General features: G+C 48.5%; 20 protein-coding genes. 8 read left to right on the forward strand and 12 right to left on the reverse strand.

All coding sequences use genetic code 11. The features are described from left to right. Positions 1–3 precede the first annotated feature (3 nt). A complete protein-coding gene (locus C6W44_RS02400; protein WP_227526331.1) occupies positions 4–2,106 on the reverse strand; it encodes a DUF4105 domain-containing protein in 2,103 nt (700 codons plus the stop codon). A 142-nt stretch (positions 2,107–2,248) separates the two neighbouring features. Between C6W44_RS02400 and ampD the strand changes: the two genes are divergently transcribed. The 4 genes from ampD to C6W44_RS02420 all read left to right on the forward strand — a co-directional run bounded on the left by ampD (position 2,249) and on the right by C6W44_RS02420 (position 6,503). Then, positions 2,249–2,848, forward strand: coding sequence for a 1,6-anhydro-N-acetylmuramyl-L-alanine amidase AmpD (gene ampD, locus C6W44_RS02405; RefSeq protein ID WP_105244079.1), 600 nt, complete (start codon positions 2,249–2,251; stop codon positions 2,846–2,848). Positions 2,849–3,011: 163 nt separating this feature from the next. Then, positions 3,012–4,088 carry an RNA-guided endonuclease InsQ/TnpB family protein gene (locus C6W44_RS02410; protein WP_105244080.1) on the forward strand — a complete coding sequence of 359 codons (1,077 nt, stop codon included), beginning with the start codon at positions 3,012–3,014 and terminating at the stop codon, positions 4,086–4,088. Positions 4,089–4,231: 143 nt separating this feature from the next. After that, complete coding sequence (murJ, locus tag C6W44_RS02415) at positions 4,232–5,782, forward strand: murein biosynthesis integral membrane protein MurJ (protein ID WP_105244081.1); 1,551 nt, start codon at positions 4,232–4,234, stop codon at positions 5,780–5,782. A 109-nt stretch (positions 5,783–5,891) separates the two neighbouring features. Further along, positions 5,892–6,503, forward strand: a complete 612-nt coding sequence (locus tag C6W44_RS02420; RefSeq protein ID WP_105244082.1) for a hypothetical protein — start codon at positions 5,892–5,894, stop codon at positions 6,501–6,503. An 8-nt stretch (positions 6,504–6,511) separates the two neighbouring features. Here the strand turns inward: C6W44_RS02420 and C6W44_RS02425 are convergent, their stop codons facing one another. Continuing rightward, the gene (locus C6W44_RS02425) at positions 6,512–7,153 is read right to left on the reverse strand and encodes a GNAT family N-acetyltransferase (protein WP_105244083.1); all 642 of its coding nucleotides are present in this window, start codon (positions 7,151–7,153) and stop codon (positions 6,512–6,514) included. Between the two features lie 301 nt (positions 7,154–7,454). On the opposite strand from C6W44_RS02425, the gene ribF reads away from it, so the two are divergent. Beyond that, positions 7,455–8,495, forward strand: a complete 1,041-nt coding sequence (gene ribF / locus C6W44_RS02430) for a riboflavin biosynthesis protein RibF (protein WP_105244084.1) — start codon at positions 7,455–7,457, stop codon at positions 8,493–8,495. Between the two features lie 154 nt (positions 8,496–8,649). On the opposite strand, the gene C6W44_RS02435 is transcribed toward ribF, so the two are convergent. The 4 genes from C6W44_RS02435 to C6W44_RS02450 all read right to left on the reverse strand — a co-directional run bounded on the left by C6W44_RS02435 (position 8,650) and on the right by C6W44_RS02450 (position 13,678). Continuing rightward, positions 8,650–8,889 carry a DUF2789 domain-containing protein gene (locus C6W44_RS02435; protein WP_105244085.1) on the reverse strand — a complete coding sequence of 80 codons (240 nt, stop codon included), beginning with the start codon at positions 8,887–8,889 and terminating at the stop codon, positions 8,650–8,652. Between the two features lie 221 nt (positions 8,890–9,110). After that, entirely contained in the window at positions 9,111–10,100 is a 990-nt protein-coding gene (locus C6W44_RS02440) for a malate dehydrogenase (RefSeq protein WP_172953122.1), read from the reverse strand. Positions 10,101–10,497: 397 nt separating this feature from the next. After that, positions 10,498–11,127, reverse strand: coding sequence for a hypothetical protein (locus tag C6W44_RS02445; RefSeq protein ID WP_227526332.1), 630 nt, complete (start codon positions 11,125–11,127; stop codon positions 10,498–10,500). Positions 11,128–11,665: 538 nt separating this feature from the next. Further along, entirely contained in the window at positions 11,666–13,678 is a 2,013-nt protein-coding gene (locus tag C6W44_RS02450) for a transglycosylase SLT domain-containing protein (protein WP_413772331.1), read from the reverse strand. A 451-nt stretch (positions 13,679–14,129) separates the two neighbouring features. Here C6W44_RS02450 and miaB point away from each other — a divergent pair, with 451 nt between their 5' ends. Next, the gene (gene miaB, locus C6W44_RS02455; RefSeq protein WP_105244087.1) at positions 14,130–15,623 is read left to right on the forward strand and encodes a tRNA (N6-isopentenyl adenosine(37)-C2)-methylthiotransferase MiaB; all 1,494 of its coding nucleotides are present in this window, start codon (positions 14,130–14,132) and stop codon (positions 15,621–15,623) included. A 126-nt stretch (positions 15,624–15,749) separates the two neighbouring features. On the opposite strand, the gene C6W44_RS02460 is transcribed toward miaB, so the two are convergent. From C6W44_RS02460 to C6W44_RS02470, 3 genes are all read right to left on the reverse strand, one after another. Continuing rightward, positions 15,750–16,487, reverse strand: coding sequence for a LysE family translocator (locus tag C6W44_RS02460; protein WP_105244088.1), 738 nt, complete (start codon positions 16,485–16,487; stop codon positions 15,750–15,752). 228 nt (positions 16,488–16,715) lie between these two features. Then, complete coding sequence (gene argE, locus C6W44_RS02465) at positions 16,716–17,951, reverse strand: acetylornithine deacetylase (protein ID WP_105244089.1); 1,236 nt, start codon at positions 17,949–17,951, stop codon at positions 16,716–16,718. Between the two features lie 57 nt (positions 17,952–18,008). After that, on the reverse strand, positions 18,009–18,662 hold the full coding sequence (locus tag C6W44_RS02470) for a UPF0149 family protein (RefSeq protein WP_105244090.1): 654 nt from the start codon (positions 18,660–18,662) through the stop codon (positions 18,009–18,011). Positions 18,663–18,889: 227 nt separating this feature from the next. Between C6W44_RS02470 and C6W44_RS02475 the strand changes: the two genes are divergently transcribed. Beyond that, entirely contained in the window at positions 18,890–19,330 is a 441-nt protein-coding gene (locus tag C6W44_RS02475; RefSeq protein ID WP_105244091.1) for a hypothetical protein, read from the forward strand. Between the two features lie 65 nt (positions 19,331–19,395). Beyond that, a complete protein-coding gene (locus C6W44_RS02480; RefSeq protein ID WP_105244092.1) occupies positions 19,396–19,809 on the forward strand; it encodes a cell division protein ZapA in 414 nt (137 codons plus the stop codon). A 129-nt stretch (positions 19,810–19,938) separates the two neighbouring features. On the opposite strand, the gene C6W44_RS02485 is transcribed toward C6W44_RS02480, so the two are convergent. From C6W44_RS02485 to glyQ, 3 genes are all read right to left on the reverse strand, one after another. Then, a complete protein-coding gene (locus C6W44_RS02485) occupies positions 19,939–20,271 on the reverse strand; it encodes a hypothetical protein (protein WP_227526333.1) in 333 nt (110 codons plus the stop codon). Between the two features lie 328 nt (positions 20,272–20,599). After that, positions 20,600–22,693, reverse strand: coding sequence for a glycine--tRNA ligase subunit beta (glyS, locus tag C6W44_RS02490; RefSeq protein WP_105244093.1), 2,094 nt, complete (start codon positions 22,691–22,693; stop codon positions 20,600–20,602). 9 nt (positions 22,694–22,702) lie between these two features. Beyond that, positions 22,703–23,749 (reverse strand): glycine--tRNA ligase subunit alpha, encoded by a 1,047-nt coding sequence (gene glyQ / locus C6W44_RS02495; RefSeq protein WP_075100430.1) that lies wholly within the window; start codon positions 23,747–23,749, stop codon positions 22,703–22,705. Positions 23,750–24,279 lie beyond the last annotated feature (530 nt).

Raw genomic sequence — 24,279 nt, forward strand, 5'->3', positions numbered from 1 at the left:
TCCTTAAAAATAGCGTCGGTATGACAGCTGTATATCGTCATTGGCATCGATACGCTCCTGCCACTCATAGCTGGCATTGATGCGCACTGCTTGATTTTTATCGATATCGTACTGTAGGCCGACGCTTGAGATTGGCTGCCAATAATGACTGCGAGCGTCTGGGTCGTCACTGCTGCCATGATACCAATATGGCAATTGTAATTGGGCCTGCGCGCGTAACTGATTGTTAATCTGATAGTCACAGCCTGTATTGACCCCAGCACCGATACGAAAGCCTTTATGGATGCCGCGGCCTGCTTGCCCCTTTCCTGACAATAGGGCGTAGCATAGCTGCGGCGGCATCTCACCGCTGCCAGCTTTTGGGCTGCCGAGCGCCCACGACCAGCCCGTCTCATAGCCGACGCTACCGACCAAGTGATCACGCCCTGATGGTTGCGAGCCATCATTTACGCGGGTCGCCTCGACACTGACGCCCCAGGTTTTTCCTTGCTTGGCGGTATTGACAGGATTAAAAGAGCGACCTCGTAGTATTGTAAAATTCTCTAACACCACACGATCTGACTCATGGTCTTTACTATTGTCTGTCTCATAAAAACGCACGGTCGCAGCCAGTGCCTCTAGATTAAAAAACTGCGGAAATCCTGAAGCGCGATCCAAGGTATCATGGAATCCCAAACGCAACCCCACATCAAGGTAGCCATTATCACCGCGCTGACCTGCGCCAATCTGAGCCACTTGTAATGGATGTCTATCGACTGGGTTGTTGTCCGAGGCAATAATGCCATGATCTATGATGGTCTTTTTATCGCCAGCTGAGATACTCGATGCCACATTGCGCGCGGCTGATTGAATATTACTCGCGTCATCATTGGTGAGGTCTTGATAGCCCAGTGCGGCCGCCTTGGCATTATTTAGCTCGGCTTGACGCACGGTACTGTCAGATGGGGTATAGCGGGCATCTGCTAATAAAGACTCCTCATCAAGCAGCTTGACCACATCGGAGGGGATGACCACATAAGGCAGCTGGCTGAGCAAATCCTGCTCGGGGCGCACCACATCGATCAGACGCAGAATCTCAGAGGCGCAGTTATCCGTGGTAAAATAATAAGGAATCTCTAAATCCTTAGTTTCCCACACATGCAGGATGATTTGCTGCACCTCTGCGGGTGTCAAATCCAACTGATACGTCCACGCGTCACGCTCATCGTCTTTGAGATATTTGGCCAGCTTTTCGGGATAAGGGTCGATCTCAATTCTATTATTATAACCGCCGCTGGTGGCTTTAATGGCATAAACAGCGAACGCATCGTCAGGGTCGCCATCGACGGTGTCATTGAGGGCATAAGCATGGTGAATCTGACTGGGGTCAGCAGCGCTGATTGGTGAGTCGATACGTAGCAGGGCATGGGCGAACGCGGAGATTGGATTGTCCAAGTACTCCTCAGCAAACATAATGGATAGCTGCTCGGGGTTTAGCATCGCCATCCACTCTGTCAGCTCAGGGCAGTCCGCTTGCAAGCTTGAGCCATCAATGCCTAGCCTCTGAGTGAGCCAGTGTGTGCGCGCAGGAAACCGGCAAATAGCGGACTGTGCATCGCTGCTGGGTTTGGACTCAGGCGGTGCGACCATCTGCTCGGCCAAGGCCACTAGCAGCGCATCCAGCTCAGCGCCAGCGTCGTGCTGGCCGTCAGTGCTGAGAAAAAACGCAGGACTATCGATAAGGCTTTTGGACGCGTCTTTATTAAAGAGTGATTTTTTATCATCCAAAAAGTACAACAATCGCCGCCAAGTGGTATGCTCAGCCAGACTGTGCGCTTGCACCTGCTGACGCCATGTGGCTAATAATTGCTCGGATTCGCTATTTTGACTAGGCAAGGTGCCATCAGTCTGCGGCATTGGGCTCTGGCTAATATCAGCCGTGGTGGTTGGCGCAGCCGCCAGCTCGCCTGTCATCACCAAGGACGCAGGCGTCGGCAACACAGCCTGCACTTGCGCTGAGAGTAGCAGCGCTGCCACTGCAAAAGGCAAACGTGCACGCACGCAGCACGCTCGCAGGCGAGTAGCGCTTGAGGTACAATTTATAGAAAAACTCGGCTTTATAGACATGAGGAAACTCTCGCCCGTTATCATATGAATGAATATAAATCTAAATAACAACTAAATATGCTAACCACCATCATCGATGCCATACATCTGACATCTGCGCTCAACCTATTTATAACGAAAACGACAATATAAAGAGAACATTATGCCCAGCTCAACCATCCCATCATCCATGACTATCGATGATGGCCTACTATCGGCCGCCACTTGGCTTGCATCACCCAATTTTAATAAGCGACCTGAGCACACCACCATTGATACCATTGTCATTCACAATATCAGCCTACCGCCCAACGAGTTTGGCGCATGCGGCTCTGATGGTGTGCATTATGTCAAAGCACTATTTACCAATCAGTTGGACTGGGACGCCCATCCGTATTTTCAGACGATCAAAGGTGCTGAAGTGTCAGCGCACCTGTTCATAGAACGTGATGGCACAATTACGCAGTTTGTCAACTTCAATGAGCGTGCGTGGCATGCTGGCAGATCCAACTACCTTGGGCGACCTGAGTGTAATGATTATAGCATCGGCATCGAGCTTGAAGGGTCTGATTTTGTGTCCTTTACCGCCGCGCAATACCACACGCTTGCAGCCGTCGTCGCAGCTATATATAACGCCTACCCCAACACCCGCCGTCACCTCACTGGACACAGCGACATCGCCCCTGGACGCAAGACCGATCCAGGCGAGTTTTTTGAATGGGCGCGGTTGCGTGAGCTTATTGCTCACCAAATGGCAGGATAGCTGCTGCTGGCTGGCTGGCTGGTAGCATTCCCACAGTCACTCCATTTATCATCTAACGCCGTAAAACCACATCCTTCTAGGGCGTGGATATCAGGCGTCATCTGTTGTCACCTAAGATTGAACATGCCTTGATAACCAACTGCATTAAGATCATAATTATTCCATGAAAACGCTCAAGCTACGCATCAAAGACAAACACGCCGCTCAGCTCAATATCTTAGCTGGGGCGGTTAACTTTGTCTGGAATTACGTTAATGAGCTAAGTTTTAAACATCTTAAGCGCACAGGCAAATTCTTTTCAGCCTATGACTTGGCTACTTATACCAAAGGTAGTGGCGAGTATTTAAACTTGCACAGCCAAACCCTACAAGCCATCTCTGAAACCCATGCCAAAAGCCGAAAACAGTTTAAAAAAGCTAAACTCAACTGGCGTACCAACAACCCAAAGGCCAAGAGAAGAAGCTTGGGCTGGATTCCCTTTAAAAAGACCGCGATTAAGCATATCAGTACGCGCCAAAGCGGTAAAAAGTCTCTAAAAAGCACCCTACAATTTAGCTTAGCTAACCGTCAAAAGCTGATCATTGATGTATGGGATAGCTACAATTTAGCCCTGTACAGCATCAACACCTGTGAGTTGGTACAAGACAATCGTGGTCACTGGTACGCCTGTATCACCGTCAAAGATTTTCCAAAGATTAAATGTGGCACGGGCCAAGTCGGTATTGATCTAGGCTGTCAGGATTCAGCAGTCAGTAGCGATGGTGATCAGCTACAAATCAAAGTCACGCATCAATATGCTGAAAAACTGGCCATTGCTCAAAGAGCCAAGAATAAAAAGCGGGTCAAGGCCATTCACGCCAAGATTAAAAACACCCGTCAAGATTTGATCCATAAATTCACATCAAAGCTTGTTAAGGCCAACAGCTTAATCGTTGTTGGTAAGATTAAATCAACATCATTCACTTCAAGCAAACTGGCCAAATCCGTCTATGATGCTGGTTGGTTTGAGATTAAGCGGCAACTGGATTATAAATGCGCGAACGCAGGTTGCCACTATATCGAAGTCAATGAAGCGTACAGCACCCAAATCTGCTCGTGTTGCGGCTCTCGCCAAGACAGTCCGAAAGGTAGATCAGGTCTTGGTATAAGAGTATGGTTTTGTCGTTCTTGTAAAACGACCCATAACAGAGATGTTAATGGAGCAAAAAACATTCTCGCGGTCGGGCTTGGCCGTCTTTAGTAGGAATCCCCTCCGTTTAGGGAGGGGAGGAAGTCAACTCGATAACGAAAGTGCTATAATTTGTCAGTTTTTTGACACCCACCACTCAGCAACTTCTTATTAGCAACCCCTTATCTGCAAACAACATAGCAAAACAGGTTCTTATGGCAAAAAGTCGGTTATTTCGCTCTACGATGGTCGTCAGTAGCATGACCATGCTGTCTCGTGTTTTAGGCTTGGTACGTGATGTGGTGTTATTGGGCGTGTTTGGCGCAGGTGGCCTGATGGATGCCTTTTTGGTCGCTTTTAAGATTCCAAACTTTTTGCGGCGTCTGTTTGCCGAAGGCGCTTTTAGCCAAGCATTCGTCCCTGTGCTGTCTGAGTATAAAGAAAAATATAGCCTACAGCAGGTGCAAATTTTGGTCAGTCGTACCTCAGGGGCACTGCTACTGGTGCTGTCCATGCTGACAGTTCTGGTGATTTTAATTGCGCCGTGGGTGGTGACACTGTTTGCCCCAGGGTTTGCTGAACAACCCGACAAATTTGCCATCACCGCTGAGCTGCTGCGCCTGACTTTTCCGTATTTGCTGTTTATCTCTATGACCGCCTTTGCCAGCGGTATCTTACAAAGCTATGGCCGCTTTGCCGCACCAGCCTTCGCCCCCGTGTTATTAAACTTATGCATGATTGGTGGCGCGCTGATTTTCGCGCCGATGTTTGATACACCGATCATGGCGCTCGGCTATGCAGTGGCTATCGCAGGATTGCTACAATTTTTGATACAGCTGCCGCAGCTTTGGCAACAAAAGCTGCTGGTCGCGCCCAAGGTTGACTTCAAACATGAAGGAGTCAGACGTATTCTAAAGCTGATGCTACCGGCTATCTTTGGTGTCTCGGTCACCCAGATTAATCTGCTGCTCAATACCGTCTTTGCCTCATTGATGATAGGCGGCTCAGTCTCTTGGCTCTATGCAGCCGAGCGCATGAGCGAGCTACCGCTTGGGCTCATCGGGGTGGCGATTGGGACGGTGATTTTGCCCAGCTTATCAAAGAGCGAAGCGCAAAAAGACGATGTCAGCTTTAAAAAGACCATCGACTGGGCGGCTCGTCTGATTATTTTGGTGGGCGTGCCAGCGTCGGCGGCGTTATTTATCTTAGCCGATGTGCTCATGCAGGCGCTGTTTTTGCGCGGAGAGTTTACTTTGCGTGACTCACAGATGAGCGCGCTGGCGCTGCGTAGTATGGCGGGCGGTATTTTAGGCTTTATGCTGATTAAGATTTTTGCGCCTGCGTTTTTTGCGCGGCAAGACACCAAAACCCCAGTAAAAATCGGTATTATCTCTGTCTTTGCCAATATGATTTTTAGCGTGGTTTTTATCGGTATTTTTTACTTTTTAGAGATGCCGCTACATGGCGGATTGGCCTTAGCCACCACAGGTGCCGCTTTTGTCAATGCCGGCTTGTTGTATTACTTCTTGTATCAGCGTGAGATTTTTCGCTTTGGCAGTCATTGGAAAAAACTGTTTGCTCAGTTTGCGATTGCTACAAGTGCCATGATTGCCGCCCTGTGCGTCATGCTGCCTTATTTTCCAACCGATGAGGCGCAGTGGCAGCGTATCATTGCTCTGCTCGTCATGTGTGCGGTGGGCGCAGCGGTCTATGGCGTGGTCTTGTTGGCCACAGGCTTTCGTCCGCGCCAGCTCAAACATGGCTAAACGATGCCTTTACCAAACCAAAACAAGCCTTATATGAGAAATGATAGTGCGTGATGCGGATAGTTGTGATAATTGACGTTTAACGAATACATAAATTTTGAGGGTCAATATGACAACGAAACAATCCACCTTACTACGCTTACCGACCTTACTCACTGCTGGCGTTCTAAGCACCGGCTTACTTGTGAGTGGTTGTGGCAATAATGATAATGTAGATACCGCAGCTATTGAAGATAACGCAGCTGTTGCCAAAACCTCTGAGGATGACCTAACGACTTCGGTAGAGACAGTCGATAGCGACAATGACGTAAAGAATGAGCAGATAGCGGCCAATACTGAAGATAAAACCGCTATCGATAGTGATAATGTTAATCCTGTCACCGCCTCTGCCAAGCAAAAAAGCTTAGTGACCAATCCCACCCAAGCAGGCACGCCAGAAGATACAGTAAAAAAAGCGCTAGATAGCTTATATTATGGTGATGCCAAAAAATCCGCCTCATATTATGAAGTGGATATGGCAAACTTTGAAGAAGAGCTGGCCAACACGCAGTCAGCGTTTCAACAAACAGTCGATGGCGTCACTATTACTGACACCAAGTACAACGATGATAAAATGCGTGCCACCATCACAGGCGAGCTGATGCTAAAAGGCCAAAGTGAACCTGCGCCGCTGACTTATGAGCTGCAAAAGATAGATGGTCAGTGGAAAATTTTGGGCTAAGTTTTCGCTTATTTGTTTGAAGTGCCCTCTGATGTCACGGCTTTGCCAAGCATCACAACATCCGCGATAAATCCGTCCATATCACATACCTTTGGCATATAGCCCCACTGCTCAAAGCCAAGCTTACCAAACAGTCCTAAGCTTGGCTGATTGTGCGCAAAGATTAGCGCGACGACATTATGAATACCAAGACTTGGTGCTTGCGTCAGCATCCAGCGTGTCAGCAAACTACCTAAACCCTTTGCTTGATAGTCTTGATGCAGATAGATACTCATCTCTGTGCTGATATGATAAGCCATACGCGCATATAAGTCGCTAAAGCTGCCCCACGCCACGATTGGTGCTGTTTTTTGATTGGTTTGCACCGCTTGCACTGTTTGAGCTGTATCCTCGCTCGCTTGCTCCATCGATTGCGCCCTAGCTCTAACGACATAAATAGGCCGCGTCGGACTGTTTATGTGCTCGGCAAACCACGCGGCACGCTCTTCACAGGTCACGGGTGTCAGCTGCGCTGTGGCTTGTTTGCCAGCGATACTTTGATTGTAAATCGCCACAACCTCGGGCAAGTCCTCTGCTCTAGCATGCTGTACTGACCATACATCATTGAGACGGTAAGACGGGGCCAAAGCAGGTAAAGAAGTAGCAGTCATAGAATGTCCATAGCTAAAAAGCGACACGGGGTATTTGGATGGAATAATACTCACCATCTAGACCATCATCAACAGACAGCAAAGCTGCGATAGCGCAGATCAGCAAACGCGTTTTTTGCGATGCAGCCATCACTGGCACAAATCGTTTGATACTGGTTCGTTTGATACTGGTATTATCCATAGACCATAAGATGTTAGTATGGCTATTTTACTTTATAATGGCTGGTTTTAGACACCTCAATGTTTTATCTGGGCGTGTTTCTCCTTCTTTATTTGGTCTTATTTATCATAGCTGACATTTATGAACACCTATTTTCTTGAGCAACTGATTGCCATACCAAGCGCCCTGCCTGCCCATACTCACCCAGTAGCGCTAGCGCCTTGTGTGCTCACTATCGGTAACTTTGATGGTGTGCATTTAGGCCATCAAGCGATGCTTGCCCAAGTACGCGATATCGCCGATACGCGTGGGCTTGATGCTGCCGTCATGATATTTGAGCCGCAGCCACGTGAGTTTTTTGCGCCAGCAAGCGCCCCTGCTCGCCTCACCAACTTAGCAGAAAAGCAGGCACTACTTGCAGAGTACGGCGTAGAGACACTCATTGTCGCAGGATTTGACAATGAGTTTCGCTCGCTATCGGCGCAGGCATTCGCGGATTTACTGGCACTGCGCCTAAACGTCAAAGCCTTGGTGCTAGGAGATGATTTTAAATTTGGTCATGACCGGACGGGCGACAGTGCGTTTTTGCGCAGCTATGGCTTAGACGTGACCAATCTGCATACCGTCGTCGATGATGGCGGCAAAGCGGCACGTATCAGCTCAACCCGTGTGCGTGATTTGTTATTGGCAGGAGATATTGCGTCGGCCAATACCTTGCTTGGCCGTGATTATACAATGACAGGCGAGGTCATCGGTGGGGATAAAATCGGCCGTACTCTGGACTTTCCCACCGCCAATATCGAGCTTAAGCGCTTAAAGCCTGCGCTGCATGGCATCTTTGCCGTTGATGTGGTCAGCTTGGATGACAAAGGCGAGATAGTCGCAGATGGTTTAACAAAACTGGCTAATGATGACCATATGGGCATAACAGGTTTGCGTCCACACAGTTTGTTTGGCACGGCCAGCATCGGCATCCGCCCCTCTGTCGACAAAGCCCACGACTGGCGCTTAGAAGTACATTTCCCCAACCTACAAGCTGACTTATATGGCCTGACGCTACAAGTGCGCTTTTTGCATTATTTGCATGGCGAGCGCCATTATGAGAGCTTAGACGCCCTAAAAACAGGTATCCATAATGATGTCAAAGAGCTGATTGCTTGGCGCGCGCAGCAGCCTGATTGAGCAGTATATTCAGATGTGATAGGTGTGAAGCTAAGATTTTTAGACATAAAAAACCATTGCCAGTATCTGAACTGAACCCCATAAGTTGGACACAACTTATGGGGTATCTTTATGCTTTTCTAATACTTATATATTAGGTTTTTTATATCAGCTTTTAGGCATCTGGATGCATACGGACATTTAACTCATCAATCGTCTCTACCCAAGCGGCGTCTTTTTGCCATTCTTCTTGCAAAAACATACGCTGATTGTCCGTCCAGATATCAGAATCTACCAGCTTTTCATCTTTGGCCAATTTGTTTTTTTCGATAAACTGATTAATCGCCTCATCAGAGCTATCGAGTCCTAACTGGGCAAATAGCTCATTCATATTATATTCAGGTTCACCTAGCATACTGTCTCTCCTTAAGTGGTGCGGGTTTAATTGTACTTATTATTGCAACGAACCTATTTATTGTAGCAAGCTTTTTTTTGTTCGCTGTTAATCCACGTTTATCTAACGTTATCAATTGTATTGATGAGGGTTTCAATAAATGTCAACGCACAAAAAAGCCCTCAGTTCACAATGAGGGCTTTTTTTATGGCTGTCTACCATACTTTTCGCAAAGTCATGGCTTATGGTAGTAGGTGTGCTACCGCATCACGCTCTTCGCTCAGCTCTTGCTCAGTGGCGGCCATTTTCTCTTTTGAGAATTCTGATGACACATCAACGCCGTCTACGATAGACCAGTCGCCGTTAGCGCATGTGCATGGGAATGAGTAGATAAGGCCTTCAGCGATACCATATTCCCCATTTGAGTAAACACCCATAGAGACCCAATCGTTCTCGTCAGTACCGAGTGCCCACGTGCGCATATGGGCGATAGCAGCGTTGGCAGCAGAAGCTGCAGATGAGGCGCCGCGAGCTTTAATGATGGCCGCGCCGCGCTGCTGTACTTCTGGGATGTACGTGTTTTCGTACCAATCACGATCAACCAACTCTAGCGCTGGTTTGCCATTGACAGTCGCAGCCGTTAGGTCTGGATACTGGGTCGATGAGTGGTTGCCCCAGATGGTCATGTTTTTGATGTCATTGACAGTGCTGTCAGTTTTTTCGGCCAGCTGTGCCATCGCACGGTTATGATCTAGGCGAGTCATGGCGGTGAAGTTACGTGGATCTAGGTCTGGTGCGTTACGCTGAGCGATTAGCGCGTTGGTGTTGGCAGGGTTGCCGACGACCAATACTTTTACATCACGGCTAGCCACTTCGTTCAATGCTTTGCCTTGTGCTGAGAAAATCGCAGCGTTGGCTTCTAGTAAGTCCTTACGCTCCATACCTGGGCCACGTGGACGAGCACCGACGAGTAACGCGTAGTCAGCATCTTTGAATGCCACATTTGCATCATCAGTTTGAACGATACCTGCCAACAATGGGAATGCGCAGTCTTCTAGTTCCATGACCACACCCTTTAGGGCGTCAAGCGCTGGTGTGATTTCAAGCAATTGCAAAATAACTGGCTGATCTTTACCTAGCATCTCGCCAGATGCAATACGAAATAGCATCGCGTAGCTGATATTACCAGCGGCACCAGTGACGGCAACACGTAAAGGCTGTTTCATTGACATTGAATACTCCCTAATTGATGATTAGATCATTCATGATTGTAATAGATGATTATCTTTTTAGATATCGACTTGTTTGCTGCACAAAGGCAGCGCTAAACCGAGAGCTAGTGTAGCACTTCGTTTGGCAAATCGTCTAGAGACAATCAGAGGCTTGCCGCGGATTCTCACGGATTATATTGTTACATTATTATACAAAATAATCGATGGGGTCACAAAAGCACTGAGACTAACAGCGTTTAAAAAAACGGGTAAAACAAGGTAAAAGACAGCGAGTAAAGGCTAAAACACGGCCATAAACAATCACCAAAGAAAGAGCATAGCAACACAGCCTGCAAAAAAGCAGCGCTCATACCCGAATAGTACAGCGGCCAGTGTCCATGTTGGAGTACGGCAACATCTACTTACCACCTGAGATGATAAACTTACTACCGCAATTATTCACCACTTGATAGCACTTACCAAAATCACTGCCATCATAGCAGACATGAATGTCGGTCAAAATCGACTGACGACGATTGCCAGCCTGACAGATCAGATCAATACCACTGGCGGACATACCGCTATTTAAGCGCGTCATTTGACTGATAAATCGCGCCTTAGATACAGTGTAGCTGTTCCCCGTATTCAGCTCGTTTGGGAGTTTTAGCGCACCCGCGTAGTTGGTGATTTGACGAAAATAACTGGCCGCACTCAGAGGGCTACAAGCGCCGTAACGCTGCCATGCCTGACTACGAACCGTGGTATCAGGCATGATACGATTGACGATTTTTAGCTGTAGCGGTGTCAGACGCGGCTCACTGCCCACGCCGCAGCGCTCACCATAGCCCATATCTAGCCCCGACACCGTCAAAGAATAGCCTTCTAGGCATTGACGCATGCGCGCGCGTGTCGGCTGTATGCTGCATAGCGCAGGGGTCATCTCAATCATCAACACCCGCTGTCCTGTCTTGACGGTGCTAGCAGCGTGCGCGGGTAACAACATCACGCCTTGCAACATGATCAGCGCGCCTATACTAGATGACGCCATAATGGCTCGGCCAGATGGGCTAAACTTGGACGTCGACTTATAAGACAAGTGCATTTTCATCTGTGATGATGAGGGATGCCTCGCTTTTGATAATACAGACAGGGTAAAATATTTTTTGATCATAGGAGGCTGGAAATATCTAGCAATGACAAAACATGGGCTATCACTTAGGGCTGCACAAAGACGTCGATATCGGACATCGCGAGGCTTACTAAGCATAACGGTAACAAAAATATAAGTGCTTACCAATTGATAAACACAAAACTTTGGCGCTAAACAACAGGCCAATAACCACAACACAATAAAGTCATGGTAGCAAACCGTTTTTTTTAATCTATAGCAGAAACGTAAACATCGGAGCAAGGCGGCGGCAGTAACACCGCCATATATGCGGCTCCCTGACAAAGTCAGGTCTGTGCCAAAGCGGCAGCGCCACGAGCAATGGCCAAGTTGTCGCTACATCTGCCCTAAAATAAGCCACCAAAGACAAACCATCAAAGACGACGCATTGATGGCTATTAATTAAAGGATAAACGTATTAAAACGCTGCTGGCACGGTGCCCATACGCTGCGAGATCGGCTGACTGCGGCCAAGCAAACTGCTATATACCGTCGCGTTTTCCATCACATGCTTGACATAGTTACGAGTCTCAGGAAAAGCTATCGACTCCACATACTGGTCGGCCGCAAGTGAGCCATACACAGGCTGCCAGCGTTTGGCGTTGTTGGGTCCAGCATTATAGCCTGCGGTGGCCAGTACTGGCTGATAGTTGAGCTTGCCTAAGATATCACCCATATACCATGTGCCATAGCGGATATTAGTGTCGCCGCTGTTGGCACGGCTGGCGCTATAGCTCTCGCCCAAATGACGAGCGATATACTTTGCTGTACCTGGCATGATTTGCATCAAGCCGCTTGCACCAACGTTTGAGCGTGCCGATGTCACAAAACGGCTCTCTTGACGCATGATGCCATAAGCCCACGCAGGGTCGATGCCCGCCGACTGGCTATAGCGTACCACTGCGCTCTGGTGCGGCATCGGATGCGATAGCGCCAGACTGTTTACGCTATCGGTATTATCAATCGCATAAATCGCCCGATCCAGCCAGCCCATGTCGTAGGCCTGCCGAGCGGCAGCAATGATGAGACTGTTATCACGATTGTCTCGAGCCTGCTTGACAGCCCAGTTCCACTCGCGGTTGGCGTAGCCGCGACTCGCGTCAGAGTTGTATAGTGCAAATGCACGGGCAAAGTGTGGGTTTTGCATGACGCGGGCGCGATCTGCGGCGCTGACAGTGGGCAAGTTATTGCCGCCCAAACGGCTGGCATCAAAACGCTGACCGACTTTATCTTTTGCTAGCAGGCCATAGTAATCATTACTCTTGGCGATATTTTGATACATTCTTTTTGCTAGGCCGCGTTTACCTGCATCACTTGATTGCTCATAAGCGCGTGCCAGCCAATATTGCCACTGATTGCTTTTTTGGGTTTCGCCATCCATCTTTGAGATGGCTTCGACCACATCATCCCAGCGGCTAAAGCGAATCGCGGCCATGGCATAGTCTTCGGCTTCTTCAAAGTTAAAGTCATCATCTAAGCTATTGCGAAACCAGTCCACCGCCTCAGCATTAAACCCATCATCGGTATTATGATTCATACGCTGTACCCCAAGGATACGATAGGCGTAGCGGCGGGTTTCGTCATTGAGCAAGCGTGTCGCGCGCTGATTGTCTTGTTTGATATCAAAGTCCAACTGTAGCGCTGCTTCACGATAAGACTTATCAGCGACGCGGCCCAATGCATATAAGTACAAGTATTGGTTGGTTTGGCTGGCAGGCTCACGACCAAAACGCGTAAAAAACGCTGATGGGTTGAGCTGAATCTCACTCAACGCCGCATAAGCAATGGGCGTCCCTAAACGCGATGACAAAGCCATGATATCGCCCGTCTTGCCTTTACGTAGCATACGCTTGAGGCGCGCGGCGCGATCTTGGTTGCTAATCAAGGCGTTATTGTTCATCTCCATCGCCAGCTGATCACACAGTGCTGGCTGCTTTTTGGTGGTCAGCCATACATCAGACTTGGCCGCCATGGCACGCATGGTATCGCCGCCATTATTAAAGCCAAGCGCCACCGCACAGCGCTCAGAGCTATCGGCATTGGTTATCAGATTGGCCACTTGCCGTACAGCAGCATAGTCATTGGCTGCCGCTTTGGTCTCAGCAAAGTCCGCCACCAGCTTTTCGGCCATGACCGTATTAGGATACTGACGGACAAACTGTGCCACCGCCGCCGAGCTTTGTGAGCCCAAATCCAGATTCATGCGCCAATAGGTCGGGTACATCGCAAACAACCCACCACTCATCAACTGTTCGTAATTATACAGTGCGCTGACATCTCCCCGATCGGCTGCTATCGCCGCCGCCATAAACGAGTCAATGCTGTTGTCTTGTTTATAACTGGGTTTTTGCTCAAAGCGGTCATCCTCGCCCCACGCCAGCTCCGCACAAGCAACTTGTGATAGACCAAGCGCACCAAGGGCTGTCGCCATGAAGACGCCAAACCGCAGCGTACTGGTGGTTAACCGCGATGGGCGGTATTCTCGATGAACAGAGGCTCTATCCTTGATGCTATGAGCGGCGCGCAACTTTGTCATACTGACTCTCTTTCTTATGTCTTTATCAATAGGTAAACAGCGGTTTATCACGTACCGCTAAGCGTATGCCACTTATCATACTATACCCGTTGCACTTTCAACCATCACCTTTACCTTTTGTTAATAAATACGACAGTACGGTGTAACATAAAAGTGATAGTAAGCGGCGTTATGTTGCAAAGTGGTGATTAATCGCAGTAAATAATTGATACTGTTAGAAATAACCCACCTTATCGCCGCTTAATGACCCTTGCTAATTTTTCACATTGGCACAGGGTTGTGATAAAATACGCCACCTGTTAATCGGCTACCCTGCTATATTTTAGTCAATCATGGACTTATCCTTATGAGTGTTACTGTATTTAATCCCCGCCTCGATGACGCTAATGTTACCCCAACAACGGCGAGCGCGCCTACCGTTGCGGCACTCAAAGACTCAAGTTCTGCCAGCATGTCTGCCGATCAAGGCCCGACCAAAAAAGTCTTTGTCACCACGCAAGGCTGTCAGATGAACGTCTATGATTCTGGCAAGATGCTCGATGTGCTCGGTGATTCACACGGCATGGAGGTCACGCACAACATCGATGAAGCAGATGTCCTGCTGATGAACACCTGCTCTATCCGCGAAAAAGCGCAAGAAAAAGTCTTTTCAGAGCTGGGCCGCTGGCGCAAACTGAAAGAAAAACGTCCTGACCTTGTCATCGGTGTCGGCGGCTGTGTGGCCTCACAAGAAGGCGATAACATTCAAAAACGCGCGCCCTATGTCGACATGGTGTTTGGTCCACAAACCTTGCACCGTCTGCCAGAGCTGTATGATCAATCAAATGAGCAGCGTAATATCTCACCCAAAAACCGTATTGGCACCATTGATGTGTCATTTCCGAGTATCGAGAAGTTTGACTTTTTGCCGGAGCCGCGTGTCGAGGGCTACAAAGCATTTGTCTCTATCATGGAAGGCTGCTCGAAGTATTGCTCGTTTTGTGTGGTGCCTTATACTCGCGGTGAAGAGCTCTCGCGCCCGCTCGATGACGTCTTGGCCGAGATTGACAGTCTTGCCGAGCAAGGCATTCGTGAGATAAACCTACTTGGTCAAAACGTCAATGGCTATCGCGGCGAAAAAGACGACGGCAGTATTTGCCGTTTTGCAGAATTGCTGCACTATGTCTCGCACGTCGATGGTATCGAGCGTATTCGCTATACCACCAGCCACCCGCTGGAGTTTACTGACGATATCATCGATGCTTATGCCAAGCTGCCAGAGCTGGTGTCGCACCTACACCTGCCGGTGCAAAGCGGCTCAAATAGTATCCTTGCGGCGATGAAACGCAACCATACTATCGATGTCTATATCAATCAGATCAATAAGTTAAAAGCCATTCGCCCCGACATTCACTTATCGAGCGACTTTATCATTGGGTTCCCTGGTGAGACCGATGAAGATTTTCAAGATACATTGAACTTGGCAAAGGCGTTGAACTTTGATCACTCGTACAGCTTTATTTACTCTAAGCGCCCGGGCACGCCCGCCGCTGAGCTGCCTGACGATGTGAGCTTTGCTACCAAAAAAGCGCGCTTAGCAGAATTTCAAAAAGTCATTGTTGAGTCAACGCTAGCCAAGACCCATGAGATGGTCGGCACCACGACGCGTGTCTTGGTCGAGCAAGTGGCCGATCGTCACCCTGACTGCTTGATTGGTACCGCGGACAACACCCGCACGGTGATGTTCCCTTATAATGAGGCACAAATGAACGAGTTACTCGGTAAAATCGTCAGCGTACGCGTGACCGACTTCGTCAGCCCGCACATGGTCAAGGGTGAGCTGGTCGAGGTATTGGCGTAATGTTGCCTGCGTAGATATCAGTCTTCTGCTTCTTAAACGCTCATCAAAAAGCCGCTCTCTACTGAGGTAGGGAGCGGCTTTTTTTAGCAGTGGCTAGAACGTGTTGAACATTCAGCCTTGGCAAGATTAAACCATAAATCCATTTAATACCTCAGCCAATAGTGCTGCTGCAATAAGGATAAATATCACCCCGCAGCCACGGTTGAGCCATGCTAAGCGACTGCCAACATCTAGCCAGCTGGCCAGCTTTTTGCCACCAAGCGTATAGACAATCTGCCAAATCGTCTCACTCAAAAACAGCCCGCAAGTCAGCATAAGATACTGCGGCCATAATGGCGCACTAAAATTGATAAACTTGGGGAAAAAGGCGGCAAAAAACAAAATGGCTTTGGGGTTGGACAACGATACCCATACCCCAGCACGAAATAACGTCATATTGCTCGGCGAGGCCTTTACCGCGGCGCTAGAGAGCGAACGCGGCCGAGGCGTGTCGTGCGCGGCCAAGGACGGCAAGCTCTCTGGATAATCGGCCGCCACCTCTTCGCTCATCTCGCGCGCATCATTCATCAAGCTGCCTGCACTTGCATCACGCCAAGAGCTGATACCCAAATAGATCAAATAAGCAGCACCAACGGTCTTAATCAGGGTCAGCAGCCACGGCGACTGACGACTAATTACATCGAGCCCCAGTAGCGTCGATAGCAACAACAAAAACAGCCCAAGGCTCAGACCCGCCAGCGTCCATAGCGTGCGCTTTACCCCATAGTTCATCCCATACTGAAACGCCAGCAGCATATTAGGACCAGGGGTCGCCGAGATAAAAAACGTACTTGCAAAAAACATCGCAAACAGATGCCAAGACATCAGCCAACCCCTACTTTTTTATAAAAATAACTGAATATACCGAAAACGAAGACACGTAAACACCATCATAAGGACGGTGTATTTTATGCCTACTTATATCGAAAACAAGCGATTTTATGCGTCAGACTCGCTATAGGCGAATCCAAATACATCAGATACGTGGCTATCAAGGCGCTCCAATAAAACGTTGTGTCGTCTTGTTTTTATATCAAATTGACTGTATTAAACTCACGACTGCGATGTAGCGCTTGCTAATAACTTTTGCAAAAACGCATCACAGCGCGCCATCTCACTGAGCGCGACAAACTCATCAGCCTTATGCGCCTGCTCGATACTACCAGGACCGCAGATAATCGTCGGAATACCACTATTGGTGAACTGTCCGCCCTCTGTGGCATAAGCCACTTTGTGACGGGTGTCATCATCGGTGAGCGCCGCTATCAGCGCTTGTAGCTCGGCACTGTCGTTGTCAGTCATTGCAGGTACGGCCTCCATCTGTAGCAGCTCAATGCCGGTATCAGCAGCACGCGCTTGCATCTGCGCGCTTAGCTCTGCAACCTTGGCTTTGATCGGTACCAAGATATCGTCTTGTGTCATGTGCGGCAGGTTACGATAATCAAAGGTAAACTCACACAGATTGGGCACTATATTGGTCGCAGTGCCGCCTTGTATGGTGCCGACAGACAACGTCGAGTACGGCACATCAAACCACTCATCATTGTCATCACGGCCGCTGATCTCGTCTGCCAGCTCATCGACATAACCAATCAAACGGCTGGCATAGCTGATGGCGTTGACACCTTGCGCGGTCAATGACGAATGCGCCGACTGACCATGTACACGGCAACGATAAACCGCGATGCCTTTGTGCGCGACAACCATCGTCATATTGGTCGGCTCGCCGACGATACAATAATCAGGCGTGATACCGCGCGCCTTGAGATCCGCCAGCAGCAATGGCGCACCCAAGCAGCCAACCTCTTCATCAAACGACAATGCCAAATGCAACGGCCGGCGCAATTGACCGGCGTTAGACAGCTTTACTGCTTGCGGTAATAGTGTCAGCGCGCAAGCAATAAAGCCTTTCATGTCGCAGGCACCGCGGCCATAGAGCTTATCGCCGCGAATGGTAGCAGTAAACGGCGCTGTCGCCCAGTCCTGCCCTTCCACTGGCACCACATCGGTATGACCGGACAGCACCAGACCGTGGTTCACCTCATCAGCGTTTGCCCCAGCAGGTACTGTGACAAACAAATTGGCCTTATCTTTGGCGTCATTAAAGGTCAGATCTACGGTCAAACCCAACTGCTCACAGTACCCTTGCACATCCTCAATCAACGCTAGATTTGAGTGGCGACTGACGGTATCAAAACCAATCAAACGCCTAAGCCAGTCGATACTATCCGTAGGATAGCCAATGATGTACGAGTCGTCTTTGCGCTGATCATCACTATGTAAAGTCATAAAACATCCTTATTATGAGGTATCTGTTACGATATAGGCGTCGTCCCCCTTTGAGGTTTAAGAGGGATTATTTTGGTTCATCGCGTCCATCACAGGCGGCATTGGTTTTGGCAACTTACCCTCTGCTTGTAGCTCTTTGGTGGTTTTTGCATCGATGGCCAATCCAGCGATTAGCGCGATGTCTTTTACTGGTTTGCGCTTGCGAGTTGCAAAGCTCACGGGCACCATCCGCGCAAACTCGTAAATATACAAATAAGACTCTTCGCCGCCCTCAAAGTCCTCATCTTCTGCCAGACGAATCGCCCCAATCTTGGCCAAATCCGATAGCATCTCGTTTTCATCCCCACTGATCTGACAGTCAGTGATACCAAAGCCTGTCATAAAACCATTGGCCCACTGTTTCAACGCCATCACACGCTCGTATAGATCGTGTTCGTCATCTGGTAGCAGCGGCATATACGCATAAGCATCGTCTTTGTCTTTGAGCTGAAACACCGTGTCTTCTGCTTCTTCTGCGAGCAAAGTCAGCGCCGCTTCAGGCAGTGGCGCAAAGCTCAGCTCTTCAAACACCTTTGCCCATACTTGCTCGTCAGGCGCGTTACACGCCGTCATCAGCCCCGTCATCAGACCATGCACCTCACTGATCGATACGTCATTCCAGTCGTCAAATGCGGTTAGCCACGTATTCCAGCCAGAGATATTGTCATTCATAATAATTGTCCTAGTAAATGGTTGTGACTTATAAAATCAGAAAAATCGCTTATAAAACAAAAAATCAGCTCGATACCACTCATCGCGCTGAGTCAAAAAATACATAGATAAGATTTAGGTATATGTAATTACTTTGTTGATATAGATATTATGCGGTCACCTATGGCATTATTAAATACACAAAACAAAATTCATTCACGCTTACTTGTTAAGGATAAAAACTGACTATGTACGATCAACTTAGAATATTAGAAAAAATGATACTCGACATCAAAAAACAGTATCAGCTTGTCAGTGCTGAACTTAGCAGCCTAAAAAAGCAGCCAACCACAGATCCAAAGCAAATCACCGACTTACAAAACAAGCTAAATACCAGCCATAGCGAGCGTGACGGTGCCAAAAAACAACTGAACGATCTGGATAAACGTTATCAAAGCTTGGCCGAAGCCCATCATATGATCGGTGAAGAGCAAGACAAGTTACAGAAGCAGATCAGCCAATTACAACAACAAAACCGTGAATTGCAGCAGCATAATAATGAACTAAAGCAGCAGTATAGCGATATCAAACAACAAAATAGCGAATTACAGAAAAAAAACCAGTTGGCAGCAGAGCGTACTCAAGTTGTCCTCAAACGCCTCACGCGTATCGACCAAGCCGAAGGTTAGAGTCTTGGTGATCGCTATAATAGCTGATACCCCCATTTACTGACCCATATATTGTAGGATTTATCATGACTGATGACCATACCAATGCCGCAAACAACTCGCCTAAACAAGCAGAGCCAAGCGTATCCAAAGCCTCTATCAGCCCAACCACGGCAGGCGCTACCAGCAAGCCTATGACACCCGAGTCACAAGTCAAAAAAGTCGATATTGTCATCGCGGGCGTGACCTACCCCATTTACTGTCCGATCCATGAGCAAGAAGAGCTACTATCTGCCGTCTCTTATATCAATAACTACGCACTGGATCTTAGACGTGAGGCACCCAGCCTGAGCCAAGAAAGCCTGCTGGTGCTGTGCTGCCTTAACTTGTATGAAAAAATCCATGCCAATCAAAGAAGCGAAGAGGATCGCCTGCAGCAAGACAAACAGTCTGGGGCGCTACTCAATAAGATCATGAAAGACGCCCAATCTATTTTGTAGGCCAGCGCGTCTTTTGGCCTACTTGATAGATAGGTTAAAAAGAGAATTTATGAGTAAGCAAAAAAGCGCTTGGCTCATAGAGCCAAGCGCTTTTTTTATACGCTTTTTTTATACTATGGCTAGCCGCCATCATGCATTAGGATCATATACCTTGCCTGCATGATAGTCTGCCTGATGCTCGTAATTGCAAAAAAACAAAACGTTACTATCCGTCTCCATACTGCCAGCCGTCTCCATACTACCAGAACTTGGCTGTGCAGTATTTGTCGTGACAGATGCAGGCTTGGTTTCGAGGACACCGCGGTACTCAGCCAAGCTATTGCCACAAAAGTCACAGGTGCGCGGTGTGACCACATCGCCTTTTTGCGGCATCATGCTTTTGGGCGGCCGCGGATACATAAACTTATAAAAGGCCCACATCACAGCCCAGATGATGAGAATCACAACAATCACAGCAAACACGGCGGTGCTCCTTTGAAGACGGGTTCAGAGATGATAAATGCAGCGCGGCAGCATCGCCCACAAAGCTGGCAATATAAGGCCAGCTTTTTTATGGGCTAAATAGGCTGGTAGATGCGATATAAACCAGCAAAAACAGGCTGAGAACCTTTGACTATAATAGATATAGTCGTTACTAAATAAAAGAGATACACGTTATAACCTCGCTAGACTGGTACAAATTCCCTTGCGTGCGGTGCTGCGCCGATAGGTGCGGCAAAAAATTTATCCCAGTCTCGCTGTATTCTTTTGATACTGACCTGACTTGATTATATCTTAGCGACAACGAGCGCTATAGCTGTAATTCACTGATATCAGCCACGGTCAAAAACAGCGCTCGTACTTGCTTGAGCAGTGCCAAGCGGTTGTTTTTTAGCGCCGCATCTTCACTGTTGACCATGACATCAGCGAAAAATTGGGTCAAAGGCGCATCCAGACTTGCCAGCGTTTGCAAAACTTGCGTATAGTCAGCGGTTTCTAGCAAAGGCTTGACCGCTGTTTGCGCTTGTTGAACAGCCTGATACAATTCTTGCTCAGCAGGCTCAGACAATAGCGCCTCGTCGACGTTATCTGCCACGCTGACCTCTGACTTGGCCAATATATTTGCCACCCGCTTGTTTGAATCGGCAAGTTTTTCAGCTTGAGCCAGCTCACTAAACGCTTGTACCGCACGAATACGCTGATCAAAATCCAGCGGCATATGCGGCTGGATCGCTTGCACCGCTTGGATGGTATCGACGCTCACGCCTTGCTCGGTGTACATCGCCCGATAGCGAGAATTTAAGAAGCCCATCACTTGAGTAAAAGTATCACCCATTTTGGCAATCTTACTGCCATCGCTGGTGCTATAGCCTTTAACCGCTTGCTCAACCAAAGCGGCAAGGTTGATAGGTAGCTGTTTTTCGATCAAGATACGCAAAATACCAATGGCCGAGCGGCGCAGACTAAACGGATCTTTTGAGCCGGTAGGTGCTTGGTCAATGGCAAAAATACCGACCAGCGTATCCAAACGATCAGCCAATGCCAAACAAATACCAATCGGCGTCTGCGGCAATACATCCCCGCTAAACTTCGGCAAATACTGCTCTTGCAGGCTGGCCGCGACTGCCGCAGGCTCACCATTTAAGCGTGCATAGTAGGTTCCGGCGATACCTTGCAACTCCGGATACTCACCGACCAACGAGCTTGCTAGATCGGCTTTGGACAAGATGGCAGCGCGCACGGTGTCTTCGACTTCGATATCGTGGCCTTGCTGCTGCATCAAAGTGGCAACAAAGGCAGCAAGCTTGGCGATACGCTCAGACTTTTCCCAAATCGTACCGAGCTTGTCTTGGAAAACGCGAGTCTTTAAGCTCTCGGTCAAAGCAAACAATGGCTGTTTTTGATCTTGCAAAAAGAAAAACTCGGCATCAGCCAAGCGCGGCCGCACGACTTTTTCGTTGCCTTCGATGATTTGGTTGGGATCTGTGGACTCAATATTGGTGATAAAAATAAAGTACGGTTGCAACTTACCTGCTTTATCGGTTAAGCAAAAATACTTTTGATCCGCTTGCATGGTGGAGATTAGCGCCTCTTGCGGCACTTGCAAAAAGCGCGGCTCAAAGCTTGCTCTAAGCGCAATCGGGAAATCAACCAGCGCGGTCACTTCATCTAGCAACTCTTGCGGTACGATGGCGTCGGCATTGACTTCATCGGCCAGTGCTTTGACTTGGTTTTTGATAAGCATTTGACGCTTATCAAAATCGGCCACCACTTTTAGATCCGTTAGTAGCGACTCATAGTCGGTAGCATGAGCAATCTTACGATAGTCAGGGCTGTGGAAGCGGTGACCACGGGTTTGGTTGCTGGTTTGATGCCCTTGGATAGTGGCATCGATCACTGCATCGTCTTGCATCAAGACTGTCCACTGTACCGGACGCACAAACTCTTCTCGGCTGCTACCTGAGCGCATACGCTTGGCAATTGGCAGACTATCTAATGCCGTCTGAAAGATGCTCGGTAGCAGCTCTGTGGTCGCTTGACCGTGAATGGTCTGCTCGTAGCCGACATAATCCCCTTTATCGGTGTTAATCGTTATCAGCTCGCTGGCTTCAATCCCTAAACCCTTAGCAAAGCCCATCGCTGCACGGGTTGGGTTGCCATCGCTATCAAACGCTGCTTTAATCGCAGGGCCACGTTTTTGTTCGGTACGATCAGGCTGCTTGTCGCTAATTCCTGTGATCTGAATCGCCAAACGGCGCGGTGCGGCAAAGGACTTGATGCCATCAAAACTGATATCGGCGTCATTTAGTTGCTCGGTGACACTCGTTTGCAGGGCATCACGTAGCGGTTTTAGGCTTTTTGGAGGTAGCTCTTCACACCCCAGTTCAAATAAAATAGTACTCATGGGATGCTCCTATTTGTCGTTGGTAGATTGGTGGTTGTTGGTCACGGCTTTATCGCCTGTCACATCGTCTGCTGCCGCGTCTTCTTCTGGTGCTTTTGGTAGATACTTATCGAGCGCCGCTTGGCGATGTTCTTCATCAGCCAATGGGAAGCCAAGCTTGGCACGCGCTTCGACATACCCAAAGGCCACTTTGCGCGCCAAGGTACGGACACGCAAAATAAAGCGCTGACGCTCAGTGACCGAAATCGCACCGCGGGCATCAAGTAAATTAAACGCATGAGAGGCTTTGAGTACCATCTCGTAGGCTGGCAGCGGCAATCCTTCGGCCACAAGCTTATCAGCCTGCTGCTCATAAAAATCAAACATCTGCCCCATCATCGGTACATCGGCGTGCTCAAAGTTATAAGTGGACTGCTCCACTTCGTTTTGATGAAAGACATCGCCATAGGTCACGCGGCCAAACTCACCATCCGCCCAAACCAAATCATAGACGCTATCGACGCCTTGTACATACATCGCTAGACGCTCAAGACCGTAAGTAATCTCACCGGTGACTGGAAAGCACTCAATGCCGCCCACTTGCTGAAAATAGGTAAACTGCGTGACTTCCATACCGTTTAGCCAAATCTCCCAGCCCAGCCCCCACGCCCCAAGCGTTGGCGATTCCCAGTTGTCTTCGACAAAACGCACGTCATGAACCAGCGGATCGATACCGATGGCGCGCAGTGAGTCCAAATACAACTCTTGGATATTGGGCGGGTTGGGTTTTAGTACCACTTGAAACTGGTAATAATGCTGCAAGCGGTTTGGGTTGTCACCGTAGCGGCCGTCTGTCGGGCGGCGTGATGGCTGCACATAAGCGGCATTCCAGCGCTCGGGGCCAAGCGAGCGCAAAAACGTCGCCGTATGAAAGGTACCGGCACCGACTTCCATATCGTAAGGCTGCAAGACCACGCAGCCTTTGTCAGCCCAATAGTTTTGCAAGGTTAGGATGAGATCTTGAAACGTCATCGGTTGAGAATCTTTCGCTTGTGATGTCATAGTTTGGATTGTCATAGTTTGGGGCATCTTAATAAAGCCACTGTGAAATTAGTATTATGAAATATTGATAGCGCTCGTATTGCCTATTCGGCAACGACTCTATTTGCCTGCTCACCTTACTAAAAATTGACCATTTTATCCATATTTACCGCAACTAAATTTATGCTACCTATCCAGATACCGTGCGCTATGCCCCATATCAAATGGTATCGAGGGTATTTATGTCTATCGAGCAGCATAGACACAGCACGCACATAAACCCTATACCCGTCGCATCTCTCAACTTATAACCATTTTTTCAATTGACCATAAAGGCAAAAACAAAAAAAATACCCAAATGCGTGAGCATCTGGGCAGGAGGAAAAGTATGTCGCTGGTATCCTGATGGGTCAGGCTTTTTGTTTTTTTAGTAACGCTTATTTGGTGACGCTTGTTTTTTGATACAGATTTTAATATAAGTTTTGAGCAAAGCTGGGTAACAAACCGTTTGTATAGTTAGCTGAATGTAAAACTGTTATGGATTTAAACACACTACTGGTATAAAT

Origin of the sequence: Psychrobacter sp. Marseille-P5312, assembly GCF_900291405.1 — a bacterium.
In the GTDB taxonomy this organism is placed as follows: Bacteria; Pseudomonadota; Gammaproteobacteria; order Pseudomonadales; family Moraxellaceae; genus Psychrobacter; species Psychrobacter celer.

Bases quoted from the DNA above. Each gene is read 5' to 3' on its own strand.
- C6W44_RS02400 (WP_227526331.1), bottom strand. From the start codon at position 2,106: ATGTCTATAAAGCCGAGTTTTTCTATAAATTGTACCTCAAGCGCTACT.
- ampD (WP_105244079.1), top strand. From the start codon at position 2,249: ATGCCCAGCTCAACCATCCCATCATCCATGACTATCGATGATGGCCTA.
- C6W44_RS02410 (WP_105244080.1), top strand. From the start codon at position 3,012: ATGAAAACGCTCAAGCTACGCATCAAAGACAAACACGCCGCTCAGCTC.
- murJ (WP_105244081.1), top strand. From the start codon at position 4,232: ATGGCAAAAAGTCGGTTATTTCGCTCTACGATGGTCGTCAGTAGCATG.
- C6W44_RS02420 (WP_105244082.1), top strand. From the start codon at position 5,892: ATGACAACGAAACAATCCACCTTACTACGCTTACCGACCTTACTCACT.
- C6W44_RS02425 (WP_105244083.1), bottom strand. From the start codon at position 7,153: ATGACTGCTACTTCTTTACCTGCTTTGGCCCCGTCTTACCGTCTCAAT.
- ribF (WP_105244084.1), top strand. From the start codon at position 7,455: ATGAACACCTATTTTCTTGAGCAACTGATTGCCATACCAAGCGCCCTG.
- C6W44_RS02435 (WP_105244085.1), bottom strand. From the start codon at position 8,889: ATGCTAGGTGAACCTGAATATAATATGAATGAGCTATTTGCCCAGTTA.
- C6W44_RS02440 (WP_172953122.1), bottom strand. From the start codon at position 10,100: ATGTCAATGAAACAGCCTTTACGTGTTGCCGTCACTGGTGCCGCTGGT.
- C6W44_RS02445 (WP_227526332.1), bottom strand. From the start codon at position 11,127: ATGGCGTCATCTAGTATAGGCGCGCTGATCATGTTGCAAGGCGTGATG.
- C6W44_RS02450 (WP_413772331.1), bottom strand. From the start codon at position 13,678: ATGGCGACAGCCCTTGGTGCGCTTGGTCTATCACAAGTTGCTTGTGCG.
- miaB (WP_105244087.1), top strand. From the start codon at position 14,130: ATGAGTGTTACTGTATTTAATCCCCGCCTCGATGACGCTAATGTTACC.
- C6W44_RS02460 (WP_105244088.1), bottom strand. From the start codon at position 16,487: ATGTCTTGGCATCTGTTTGCGATGTTTTTTGCAAGTACGTTTTTTATC.
- argE (WP_105244089.1), bottom strand. From the start codon at position 17,951: ATGACTTTACATAGTGATGATCAGCGCAAAGACGACTCGTACATCATT.
- C6W44_RS02470 (WP_105244090.1), bottom strand. From the start codon at position 18,662: ATGAATGACAATATCTCTGGCTGGAATACGTGGCTAACCGCATTTGAC.
- C6W44_RS02475 (WP_105244091.1), top strand. From the start codon at position 18,890: ATGTACGATCAACTTAGAATATTAGAAAAAATGATACTCGACATCAAA.
- C6W44_RS02480 (WP_105244092.1), top strand. From the start codon at position 19,396: ATGACTGATGACCATACCAATGCCGCAAACAACTCGCCTAAACAAGCA.
- glyS (WP_105244093.1), bottom strand. From the start codon at position 22,693: ATGAGTACTATTTTATTTGAACTGGGGTGTGAAGAGCTACCTCCAAAA.
- glyQ (WP_075100430.1), bottom strand. From the start codon at position 23,749: ATGACAATCCAAACTATGACATCACAAGCGAAAGATTCTCAACCGATG.